At 71.2% G+C, this 12211-nt stretch carries 7 protein-coding genes; 6 read left to right on the forward strand and 1 reads right to left on the reverse strand.

Features of this window, described 5'->3' with window-relative positions:
- Positions 1-51: 51 nt before the first annotated feature.
- From ACFZBP_RS42075 to ACFZBP_RS42090, 4 genes are all read left to right on the forward strand, one after another.
- A complete protein-coding gene (locus tag ACFZBP_RS42075) occupies positions 52-2082 on the forward strand; it encodes an NAD(+) synthase (RefSeq protein WP_391421124.1) in 2031 nt (676 codons plus the stop codon).
- 331 nt (positions 2083-2413) lie between these two features.
- Positions 2414-4465, forward strand: coding sequence for a M4 family metallopeptidase (locus tag ACFZBP_RS42080; RefSeq protein ID WP_383460064.1), 2052 nt, complete (start codon positions 2414-2416; stop codon positions 4463-4465).
- A gap of 211 nt (positions 4466-4676) precedes the next feature.
- A complete protein-coding gene (locus ACFZBP_RS42085; protein WP_391421125.1) occupies positions 4677-6341 on the forward strand; it encodes a M4 family metallopeptidase in 1665 nt (554 codons plus the stop codon).
- A 71-nt stretch (positions 6342-6412) separates the two neighbouring features.
- A complete protein-coding gene (locus tag ACFZBP_RS42090) occupies positions 6413-6922 on the forward strand; it encodes a DUF1990 family protein (protein ID WP_391421126.1) in 510 nt (169 codons plus the stop codon).
- Between the two features lie 15 nt (positions 6923-6937).
- Here the strand turns inward: ACFZBP_RS42090 and ACFZBP_RS42095 are convergent, their stop codons facing one another.
- Positions 6938-9556 (reverse strand): alpha-glucan family phosphorylase, encoded by a 2619-nt coding sequence (locus ACFZBP_RS42095; protein ID WP_391421127.1) that lies wholly within the window; start codon positions 9554-9556, stop codon positions 6938-6940.
- Between the two features lie 459 nt (positions 9557-10015).
- Between ACFZBP_RS42095 and ACFZBP_RS42100 the strand changes: the two genes are divergently transcribed.
- Both ACFZBP_RS42100 and ACFZBP_RS42105 read left to right on the forward strand, forming a co-directional pair.
- On the forward strand, positions 10016-11218 hold the full coding sequence (locus ACFZBP_RS42100) for a S8 family serine peptidase (RefSeq protein WP_391421128.1): 1203 nt from the start codon (positions 10016-10018) through the stop codon (positions 11216-11218).
- Positions 11219-11480: 262 nt separating this feature from the next.
- Positions 11481-12211, forward strand: a 731-nt coding sequence (locus tag ACFZBP_RS42105) for a maltotransferase domain-containing protein (RefSeq protein WP_391421129.1), incomplete at its 3' end; no start/stop codon positions are given.

The raw sequence follows: 12211 nt of genomic DNA on the forward strand, positions 1-12211 counted from the left end.
GACACGCCGAAGAACGCACAGCAGAACGCCACAGCAGAAAGCCGCAGTCCATTGAACTTCTGGTCGATCTACGAGCACGGCTTCGCGCGGGTCGCCGCGTGCACGGGCCACACCGTCATCGCCGACCCGCGGGCCAACGCGGAGGCGGTGCTGCGGCAGGCGCGCGCGTGCGCGCGGGAGGGCGTTGCCGTCGCCGTCTTCCCGGAGCTGGGCCTGACCGGCTACTCGATCGAGGACCTGCTGCTCCAGGACGCCGTGCTCGACGAGGTCGAGGAGGCGCTCGGCACGGTCGTCGCCGGTTCGGCGGAGCTGCTGCCCGTGCTGGTCGTCGGTGCCCCGCTGCGCCATCGCCACCGGATCTACAACTGCGCGGTGATCGTGCACCGCGGCCGGATCCTCGGCGTGGCGCCGAAGTCGTACCCGCCGAACTACCGGGAGTTCTACGAGCAGCGGCAGATCGCCTCGGGGGACGACGAGCGCGGCGGGACGATCCGGGTCGGCGGCGCGGAGGTGCCGTTCGGCGTGGACCTGCTCTTCGAGGCGGAGGACGTGCCGGGACTGGTGCTGCACGCGGAGGTCTGCGAGGACATGTGGGTGCCGGTGCCGCCGAGCGCCGAGGCCGCGCTGGCCGGCGCGACCGTGCTCGCCAACCTCTCCGGCAGCCCGATCACGGTCGGCCGGGCGGAGGACCGTCGGCTGCTGTGCCGGGCGGCGTCGTCGCGCTGTCTGGCGGCGTACGTCTACTCGGCGGCCGGGCTGGGCGAGTCGACGACGGACCTGTCGTGGGACGGCCAGACCATGATCTACGAGAACGGCGTCCTGCTCGCCGAGACGGACCGCTTCCCGCTCGACGACCAGTACGCGGTCGCCGACGTCGACCTGGACCTGCTGCGGCAGGAGCGGCACCGGATGGGCACGTTCGACGACAACCGGCGCACCCACGCGGCCCGCACCGGTGACTTCCGGCGCGTCGCGTTCCGGCTCGACCCGCCGACGACCGACCTCGGGCTCCAGCGCCGCGTCGAGCGCTTCCCGTTCGTGCCGGCGGACGCCGACCGGCTCGCCCTGGACTGCTACGAGGCGTACAACATCCAGGTCGCGGGCCTGCAGCAGCGGCTGGGCGCGATCGGCGGCCCGAAGGTCGTCATCGGGGTGTCCGGCGGGCTGGACTCGACGCACGCGCTGATCGTCGCCGCCCGGGCGATGGACCGCGCGGGCCGGCCGCGCAGCGACATCCTGGCGTTCACCCTGCCGGGCTTCGCGACCAGCGACCACACCAAGGACAACGCGCACAAGCTGATGAACTCGCTCGGCGTCACCGCGGCCGAGCTGGACATCACGCCGACCGCGCGGCTGATGCTGCGGGAGATGGGCCACCCGTTCGCGTCCGGTGAGCCGGTCTACGACGTCACCTTCGAGAACGTGCAGGCGGGCCTGCGCACCGACTACCTGTTCCGGCTCGCCAACCAGCGCGGCGGCATCGTGCTGGGCACCGGTGACCTGTCGGAGCTGGCGCTGGGCTGGTCCACGTACGGCGTGGGCGACCAGATGAGCCACTACAACGTCAACTCCGGTGTGCCGAAGACGCTGATCCAGCATCTGATCCGCTGGGTCATCGGCAGCGGGCAGTTCGACGAGGAGACCGGCAAGACGCTGGCCGCGATCCTCGACACCGAGATCAGCCCGGAGCTGGTGCCGGGCGAGGAGATGCAGTCGACGGAGTCGAAGATCGGCCCGTACGCGCTGCACGACTTCACGCTCTTCCAGGTGCTGCGGTACGGCTTCCGACCGTCGAAGATCGCCTTCCTCGCCTGGCACGCCTGGCACGACCCGGAGGCCGGTGCCTGGCCGCCGGGCTTCCCGGAGGCCAAGCGGGTGGCGTACGACCTGGCGGAGATCCGGCGCTGGCTGGAGGTCTTCTGCCGTCGGTTCTTCGCGTTCGCACAGTTCAAGCGGTCCGCGATGCCGAACGGTCCGAAGGTCTCGGCGGGGGGTTCGCTGTCCCCGCGCGGCGACTGGCGCGCGCCGTCGGACGGCAACGCGGCCGCGTGGCTGCGGGATCTCGCCCGTATCGACGACTGAGCCGTCCGGTTCGTCTCGTCGACCGAGTCCCGCGCCACCTGTCCGGTCCGTTTATCGAACGTGAACTCCCGGACAACGAACGATTTCCGGCCAACTTCCTGACGCGGTCCTGACAGAAACCGCAGTCACCTGCCACTCTTCCCACGGCCGCGACACAGCAACCCCACAGCACCGTCACACGGGCGGTGCCCGCGGCTGTACTCCCGCACGCGCACGTCCGTTCCCGCACGCGCACGTCGTTCTGCGTACCACCACGTATCGCCCGGACGGCCCACCCGCCGGCCGGTCTCCCCTGGCCGCGTGATCCGCGGCCGCGCAGAAGGAGTCAGTGTTGAGAGACAGTTCCTCCCACAGACGCACCCCCCACACGGCGTCCCGCAGGGCCGCCGCCGTCGCCCTCGTCGGCGTCTCCGCCCTGATCGCCGCGGCCGTCCAGTCGGGCGCCGCCACCGCAGCCCCGGAGAAGGCACCGTCGGCCGCGGGCAAGGTCATACCGGGCGCCGAGTCCGTCAAGCTGTCCCCCGCCCAGCGCGCCGAGCTGATACGCGAGGCCAACGCCACCAAGGCGGACACCGCCAAGGACCTGGGCCTCGGCGCCAAGGAGAAGCTGGTCGTCCGTGACGTCGTCAAGGACGGCGACGGCACGGTCCACACCCGCTACGAGCGGACGTACGACGGTCTGCCCGTCCTCGGCGGCGACCTGGTCGTCGAGACCACGAAGTCCGGCGCCACCAAGGACGTCGTGAAGGCGACCCGCGCCGCCATCAAGCCGGCGACCACGACCGCCGCCGTCCCCGCCGCGAAGGCGGAGAAGCAGGCGCTGGCCGCGGCGAAGGCCGAGGACGCCAAGAGCCCGGACGTCAACAAGGCGCCGCGCAAGGTGATCTGGGCCGCGAACGGCAAGCCGACCCTGGCCTACGAGACGGTCGTCGGCGGTCTCCAGGAGGACGGCACCCCGAACGAGCTGCACGTCGTCACCGACGCGGCCACGGGCGCCAAGCTGTACGAGTACCAGGCCATCGAGACCGGTACCGGCAATACGATGTACAGCGGCACGGTGACGCTGGGCACCACGCAGTCGGGCTCGACGTACAACCTGACCGACGGCGCGCGCGGCAACCACAAGACGTACAACCTCAACCGCGGCACCTCCGGCACCGGCACGCTGTTCTCCGGCGCCGACGACATCTGGGGCAACGGCAACCCGTCCAACGCGGAGACGGCGGGCGCGGACGCGCACTACGGTGCCGCGCTGACGTGGGACTACTACAAGAACGTGCACGGACGCAGCGGCATCCGGGGCGACGGCGTCGGCGCCTACTCCCGGGTCCACTACGGCAACAACTACGTCAACGCGTTCTGGTCCGACAGCTGCTTCTGCATGACGTACGGCGACGGCTCGGGCAACACCCACCCGCTGACGTCGATCGACGTGGCGGGCCACGAGATGACGCACGGCGTCACCTCCAACACCGCGGGTCTGGTCTACAGCGGCGAGTCCGGCGGCCTGAACGAGGCGACCTCCGACATCTTCGGTTCGACCGTCGAGTTCTACGCCAACAATTCCTCCGACGTCGGTGACTACCTCATCGGCGAGGAGATCGACATCAACGGCGACGGCACCCCGTTGCGCTACATGGACCGACCGAGCCAGGACGGCGCGTCGAAGGACGCCTGGTACTCGGGCATCGGCTCGATCGACGTGCACTACTCGTCGGGCCCGGCGAACCACTTCTTCTACCTGCTGAGCGAGGGCAGCGGCACCAAGACCATCAACGGTGTCACCTACAACTCGCCCACCTCGGACGGCCTCCCGGTCACCGGCATCGGCCGGGACAAGGCGGAGAAGATCTGGTTCCGCGCGCTGACCACCAAGTTCACCTCGAACACCAACTACGCGGCCGCCCGCACCGGCACCCTCGCGGCCACCGGTGAGCTGTACGGCACCACGAGCGCCGAGTACAAGGCGGTCCAGGACGCCTGGGCGGGCGTCAACGTGGGCGCGCGCTCCGACGGGGGCGGCGGCGGGGGCGGTACGTCCTTCGAGAGCGGCACCGACGTGGCGATCCCGGACCGGGGCGCGGCGGTCACCTCGCCGATCACCGTCTCCGGGCGGACCGGCAACGCACCGTCCAACCTCCAGGTCGCGGTGGACATCGTCCACACCTACATCGGTGACCTCAAGGTGGACCTGGTCGCCCCGGACGGCACGGCGTACACGCTGAAGGCGTACGGGACCGGCGGCAGCGCGGACAACCTGAACACCACGTACACGGTGAACGCGTCCTCCGAAGCCGCCAACGGCGTCTGGCAGTTGCGGGTCCAGGACAACGCGGCCATCGACACCGGCTACATCAACAGCTGGAAGCTCACCTTCCCGTAGGCCCGTTCGTGGTCTGCCCCTGACAGGGCGTCGTCTCGGTGGGTTCAACTCCCGCCGGGACGGCGCCCGTTCACATCCCTGAAACATTTACCGGACAGTCAAGTTTTGGCCAACATCACCGCCCTCTCCTGACATGTACGCGTCCTAGGTGTCACTCTCCTTGCACCCGCCGCACAAGCACCACAGCACTTCCCCCACAAAAGGAGCTCGTGTGACCCCCCTCTACGCGCGTCACAAGCGGACCACTCTGGCCATCGCCACCGCAGTCGCGGCCGGAGCCCTGCTCACCACCGGTCTGGGCACCGGCACCTCGGCCGCGGCCCCCGCGGACGCCGGCGGCAAGGCCGCCCCGCTCGCCGTCCCGGTCGCGCTGGCCCCCGCGGCCCGCACCGCCCTCATCCAGGACCAGCAGGCCGAGGCGGCGAGGACCGCCGACGCGATAGGCCTCGGCGCCCAGGAGAAGCTGGTCGTCAAGGACGTCGTCAAGGACGCCGACGGCACCGTCCACACCCGCTACGAGCGCACCTACGCGGGCCTGCCCGTCCTCGGCGGCGACCTCGTCGTCCACGAGTCGGCGTCCGGCGCGAACAAGGGCGTCACCAGAGCGACGAAGGCCACCATCGGGGTCGCCTCGCTCAAGCCGGCCATCACCGCCGCCAAGGCCGAGGGCCAGGCCGTGAAGCTGGCCAAGGCGGCCGGCTCCGAGAAGACCGCCGCCGACCAGGCGCCCCGCAAGGTGATCTGGGCCGCCGACGGCAAGCCGACCCTCGCCTTCGAGACCGTCGTCGGCGGCCTCCAGGACGACGGCACCCCGAACGAGCTGCACGTCATCACCGACGCCGTCACCGGCAAGAAGCTCTACGAGTACCAGGGCATCGAGACCGGCACCGGCAAGAGCCTCTACTCGGGCACGGTCACCCTCGGCACCACCAAGTCGGGCTCGACGTACAACCTCACCGACGCCACGCGCGGCGGCCACAAGACGTACAACAAGGCCCGCAGCACCAGCTCCTCGGCCGGAACGCTGTTCACGGACGCGGACGACACCTGGGGCACCGGCACGGCCTCCAGCTCCTCCAGCGACCAGACCGCCGCCGTCGACGCGGCCTACGGCGCGCAGGAGACCTGGGACTACTACAAGAACACCTTCGGCCGCAGCGGCATCAAGAACGACGGCAAGGCCGCCTACTCCCGCGTCCACTACGGCAACGCCTACGTCAACGCCTTCTGGGACGACAGCTGCTTCTGCATGACGTACGGCGACGGCGAGGGCAACACCAACCCGCTGACCTCGCTGGACGTGGCCGGCCACGAGATGACCCACGGCGTCACCTCCAACACCGCGGGCCTGAACTACTCGGGCGAGTCCGGCGGCCTGAACGAGGCCACCTCCGACATCTTCGGCACGGCGGTGGAGTTCTACGCGGGCAACTCCTCCGACGTCGGTGACTACCTCATCGGCGAGGAGATCGACATCAACGGCGACGGCACCCCGCTGCGCTACATGGACAAGCCGAGCAAGGACGGTTCGTCGGCCGACAACTGGTCGTCGTCACTCGGCGGCATGGACGTCCACTACTCGTCCGGCCCCGCGAACCACTTCTTCTACCTCCTGTCGGAGGGCAGCGGCGCCAAGACGATCAACGGGGTGAGCTACAACTCCCCGACGTCCAACGGTTCCACGGTCACCGGCATCGGCCGCGCCAAGGCCGCCGCCATCTGGTACAAGGCGCTGACCGAGTACATGACGTCGACGACCAACTACAAGGCCGCCCGTACGGCGACCCTGAACGCGGCGTCCGCCCTGTACGGCGGCACCGGCAGCACGGAGTACAAGGCCGTCGCGGCGGCCTGGTCCGGCGTCAACGTCAACTGACGCAGACCCGTAGCGCGGGGGCGGCACCCGGGACGAAGGCATCCCCGGGTGCCGCCTTACGCTTGGGACCCATGTCCTTCACGTACGACGCCGTCGGCGCGACCCGGGAGAACGGCTACTGCCCGCCCGGCTTCCACCCCCTGCACGTGCGCACCCGCATCGGCGAGGGCGAGGGCGTCTTCCGCAGAGCCGCCGAGGCGGTGATGACCTGGGAGATGCACCGCGCGATGGGCGTCGGCATCGACGCGGCGGCCGACCGAGCGGCCCCCGACGTCGACGTCACCGTCAGCCTCGCGGGCCTGATCAAGGCCCCGTGCCGGGTGGTCTGGACGGCGCAGGAGCACCGCCGCGTCGGCTGGGCCTACGGCACGCTCTCCGGCCATCCCGAGTGCGGCGAGGAGGCGTTCCTCGTCGAGCGCACAGGCGACGGCACGGTCTGGCTGACCGTGCGCGCCTTCAGCCGCGGCGCCAAGTGGTACGCCCGAGCGGGTGGCCCGGCGACCCGCGGCCTGCAGCACGCGTACGCCCGCCGGTGCGGCGCGACACTGCGCAGGCTGTGCGAGGACGCCGCCGAGGACTGACTCCCGCCTTACCGGCTACCGCAGCAGCACCCCCGCCCCCTCCCCCAAGCCCTCCGCGGGCACCGCCACCAGCCCCAGCTCCGCACCCGACGCCAGCAGCCGGTGAGCCGGAAGGATGCGGACCGTGTATCCGTACGGTCCCGTGCGGTCCAGGGACAGGGGGCCCTCGTAGAGCCAACGGCCCTCGGTGTCCGGGCCGCCGACCGGTTTCAGCGGGACCGTCGAGGCGTCCGCGATGCGGTCTTGCGAGTCGACGCGGCCCGAGACCGCCTGGACCTCCACGTCGTCCGGTCCGAGGTCGCCGAGCCCGACCCGGACCCGGAGGCTGAGGGTCGAGCCCAGTTCCGCGGTGGGGGTCGCCGTCGTCGTCTCGACGTGGTCGACGGTGACGCCGTGCCAGGCCGAGCGCACCCGCGCCTTCCAGCCCGCCAGCTCGCGGGCCGCGTCCGGGGTCATCGCGCGATGGGCGTGCGCGGCCGGCGTGTAGAGGCGCTCCACGTACTCGCGGACCATCCTGCCCGCCAGGACCTTCGGGCCGAGCAGGGTGAGGGTCTGGCGGACCATCTCGATCCAGCGGTCCGGCAGCCCCTCCTCGCCCCGCTCGTAGAAGCGGGGGGTGACGCGCTGTTCCAGCAGGTCGTAGAGCGCCGCCGCCTCTATGTCGTCGCGGTGGTCGGGGTCGGTGCCGGTGCCGTCCGCGGTGGGGATCGCCCAGCCGAAGTCCGGCTGGAACCACTCGTCCCACCAGCCGTCCAGCACCGACAGGTTCAGACAGCCGTTCAGGGCCGCCTTCATGCCGGAGGTGCCGCAGGCCTCCAGGGGGCGCAGGGGGTTGTTCAGCCAGATGTCGCAGCCCGGGTACAGCTTCTGGGCCATCGCCATGCCGTAGTCCGGGAGGAACACGATGCGGTGCCGCACCCGCGGGTCGTCCGCGAACCGCACCAGCTCCTGCACCAGCCGCTTCCCGCCGTCGTCCGCCGGGTGCGCCTTGCCCGCGACCACGATCTGGAGGGGGCGCTCCGGGTGCAGGAGCAGGTCCATCAGCCGGTCCCGGTCCCTCAGCATCAGCGTCAGCCGCTTGTACGACGGGACGCGGCGGGCGAATCCGATCGTCAGGACGTCGGGGTCCAGGACGCCGTCGATCCAGCCCAACTCGGCCGTCCCTGCGCCGCGTTGCCGCCAGGAGGCGCGCAGCCGCTGCCGTACCTCCGCCACCAGCTGCTCGCGCAGGTTGCGGCGCAGCTCCCAGATGTCCTGGTCGGGGATCTCCGCGACGGCGTCCCAGCGGTCCGAGCCGCCGACGGTCATGGCGTCCTCGGTGCGCTGCACGCCGATCTGCCGGGCGCCGAGGCGGAAGACCTCGGGGGCGACCCAGGTCGGGGCGTGGACGCCGTTGGTGACCGAGGTGATGGGAACCTCGTCGGCATCGAATCCCGGCCAGAGTCCGGAGAACATCTCGCGGCTGACGTTGCCGTGGAGGAGGGAGACCCCGTTGGCCCGCTGGCCCAGGCGCAGGCCCATCACCGCCATGTTGAAGAGGTTCGGTTCGCCGCCGGGGTAGGTCTCCATGCCTAGCTGGAGGATGCGGCCGACCTCGATGGTCGGGAGTTCGGCGGCGGGCCCGAAGTGGTGGGCGACCAGCTCGCGGTCGAAGCGGTCGATGCCGGCCGGGACGGGTGTGTGGGTGGTGAAGACCGTGCCGGCGCGGACGGCCTCCAGCGCCGAGTCGAAGTCCAGCCCCTCGGCACACAGCTCGGCGATCCGCTCGAGCCCGAGGAAGCCGGCGTGCCCCTCGTTGGTGTGGAAGACCTCGGGTTCGGGATGGCCGGTCAGCCGGCAGTACGTCCGGACCGCCCGCACACCCCCTATGCCCAGCAGCATCTCCTGGAGCAGCCGGTGCTCGCTGCCCCCGCCGTAGAGCCGGTCGGTCACCCCACGCTCGCCGAGGTCGTTCTCCTCGACGTCGGAGTCGAGCATCAGCAGCGGGACGCGGCCGACCTGGGCCAGCCAGACGCGGGCGTGCAGCGACCTGCCGCCGGGCAGCGCGAGGGAGACCTGCGCGGGCGTGCCGTCGGGTTCCTTCAGAAGGGCGAGCGGCAGCTCGTTGGGGTCGAGGACCGGGTAGTGCTCCTGCTGCCAGCCGTCCCGGGACAGGGTCTGCCGGAAGTAGCCGTGCCGGTACAGCAGCCCGACCCCGACGAGCGGTACGCCGAGGTCACTGGCCGCCTTGAGGTGGTCGCCGGCGAGGATGCCGAGGCCGCCGGAGTACTGGGGCAGGGCGGCCGTGATGCCGAACTCGGGCGAGAAGTAGGCCACGGCGGCGGGCAGTTCGGCGGACTGCTCCTGGTACCAGCGGGCGCCGCTGACGTAGTCGCCCAGGTCACCGGCCACGGCGGTCAGCCGGCGCAGGAACCGACGGTCCTCCGCCAACTCCGCGAGCCGCCCGGGCGACACGCTGCCCAGCAGCCGCACCGGGTCGTTGCCCGAGGCGGCCCAGCCCTCGGGGTCGACGGACTGGAAGAGATCACGGGTCTCCGTGTGCCAGGACCAGCGCAGGTTGCGCGCCAGGTCGCTGAGCGGCCGGAGGGGTTCCGGGAGGACGGGTCGGACGGTGAATCGACGGATCGCCTTCACTTGCCACCTCGTCTGGCGTGTGGAAGGGGACGCACCGCGGTGTGCGTCCCGTCGTCAATGTCGACGGTAGTGGTTACCGCGGGGTCGTTGGGGGCGGACCTGGCGGCGGATCAGGGTCTTTCGGAGTGATCGGCGCGTTCGGGGGTCGCGGCGCGCTCCGAGTCCTCGGGGACGGTGAAGCCGGACGTCGGCAGGGAGGTGGCGCGGCGGGGCCACGTCCTCGTCCGGCGTCCGGTCCCCCCGCCCTTCCCGCCACCACCACCGCGTCCGAAAAGCGCCGCAACCTTCACACGCCCCCTACTCGTCCTCCATGGCCGATATGGCCGATTCCGCCCCCGTAGGCGTCCTTGTGGCGACTTCTCACCTCACGAGAGGGTGACGGTGGCGCACCGGTCCAGGCGGGGTGCACCCCGTGCTCCAGGGCTGTCGTGCGCCGAGTCGAGGAGGGGAACTCACACCATGGCACGGACGCGTACACGGCGTCTGCGCCGGGCAGGGGGTCTGACCGCGGTGGCCTGTGTCGCCGCGCTGTCGGCCAGCACCATGCCCGCGCACGCCGCACCCGAGGGGCGGATACTCGGCGCCGGTGAACCCGGCTCCGTCAGCGGCAGTTACCTGGTGACACTCAAGGGGGGAACGAAGGCTCCGTCGGCGGCCGGAAAGAGCCTCGCCGACAAGTACGGGGCGAAAATAAGCCACACCTACGGCACGGTCCTCAACGGCTACGCCGTACGGGCCAACGAGAGACAGGCCAGGCGGCTGGCGGCGGACCCCCGCGTGGCCTCGGTCGTCCAGGACACCCGGGTGACCCTGGAGCACACCCAGAAGAACCCGCCGTCCTGGGGCCTGGACCGCATCGACCAGGCCGACCTGCCGCTGGACCGGAGCTACACCTGGCCCGAGTCCGCGGGCGCCGGAGTGACGGTGTACGTGATCGACACCGGCATCCGCGTCTCGCACAAGGACTTCGGCGGCCGGGCCAGCTACGGCTGGGACTTCGTCGACGGCGACCGGACCGCGGGCGACGGCAACGGCCACGGCACCCATGTCGCCGGCACGATCGCGGGCCAGCGGTACGGCGTCGCCAAGAACGCCAAGGTCGTCGCCGTACGCGTCCTCGACAACGCCGGCGGCGGCACGACCGCCCAGGTCATCGCGGGCATCGACTGGGTGACCCGGCACGCGAGGAAACCGGCGGTCGCCAACGTCAGCCTCGGCGGCTACCGCAACGCGCAGCTGGACGCCGCCGTACGCAACTCCATCGCGTCCGGCGTGACCTACACGGTCGCGGCGGGCAACGACGGGCTGCCGGCCGGCCTGTACTCCCCCGCGGCGGTGAAGGAGGCCATCACCGTGGGCGCCACCGACAAGAAGGACGCGCGCGCGGGCTTCTCCAACTTCGGTCCGGTCCTGGACCTGTTCGCCCCAGGCGTGTCGATCACCTCGGCGTCGTACGCGAACGACACCGGCCGGGCGACCTACTCCGGTACGTCGATGGCGTCGCCGCACGCCGCGGGTGTGGCCGCGCTCTATCTGGCGGACCACCCGAAGGCGTGGCCCGCGCAGGTTTCCAAGGCGCTGGTGGCACAGGCCGGTTCCGGCAAGGTGTCCGGACGCGGGCTCGGTTCGCCGAACAAACTCCTGCGAGTACCGGGCTCATAGCGGCTGGTTATCGGCCAACTGCGGGCACCGGCCCCGTTCCTGAGGAACGGGGCCGGTCTTGTGTGTAGACATACGCGTGAGTAGTTAACAAAGTGCCGGATTGCGTACCCGAATAGGGTGGGAAGGCTCCCCCCGGTACACCCCACCCGTGCGCCCCCCGGCGCACTGCCACGCGGCAGAGCCGCATATCGACACAGCACCCCGCAGGACCCACCTCCCCACAGCCATCCGCCCACCCAAGTTGACGCGGACAGGAGCGGTCATGCCCGCCATGCACCACCAGTCGTCCTCACCCTCGACGTCGCGCACCGCGGCACCACCGGCCCGCACGGCATCCCGCGCCGTCACCGCCGACCCCGGACCGCCGACCCCGGAGCGACCCTCCGCGAGCGACACGGCCGGCGGCGTCGGACGCATACCCGTCCTCGACGTCCGCCCGGTCGTCCAGCACGGCCGCAGGCCCGCGAAGGCGGTGACCGGCGAGAGCTTCGAGGTCTCGGCGACCGTGTTCCGCGAGGGACATGACGCGGTCGCCGCCAACGTCGTGCTGACCGACCCGGACGGCCGTCCCGGCCCCTGGACCCCGATGCACGAACTCGCCCCCGGCACCGACCGCTGGGGCGCCACCGTCACCGTCGGCGAGCCCGGCCGCTGGACCTACCGGGTGGAGGCCTGGGGCGACCCGGTCACCACCTGGCGGCACCACGCCCAGATCAAGATCCCGGCCGGAATGGACACGGAGCTGGTCCTGGAGGAGGGCGCGCGACTGTACGAGCGTGCGGCCGCCGACGTGCCCGAGAGCGAGGGGCGGTCGGTGGTCCTCACGGCCGTCGAGGCGCTCCGGGACGAGAACCGCCCGGCCGCCTGGCGGTTGGCCGCCGCGCTGACGCCCGAGGTCGACGCGGTGCTGGGCCGGTATCCGCTGCGGGATCTGGTCACGGCGTCGGATCCGCTGCCGCTGCTGGTGGAGCGGGAACGGGCCCTGTACGGCTC

The sequence above is a fragment of the Streptomyces sp. NPDC008086 genome (assembly GCF_042957325.1).
GTDB lineage: Bacteria > Actinomycetota > Actinomycetes > Streptomycetales > Streptomycetaceae > Streptomyces.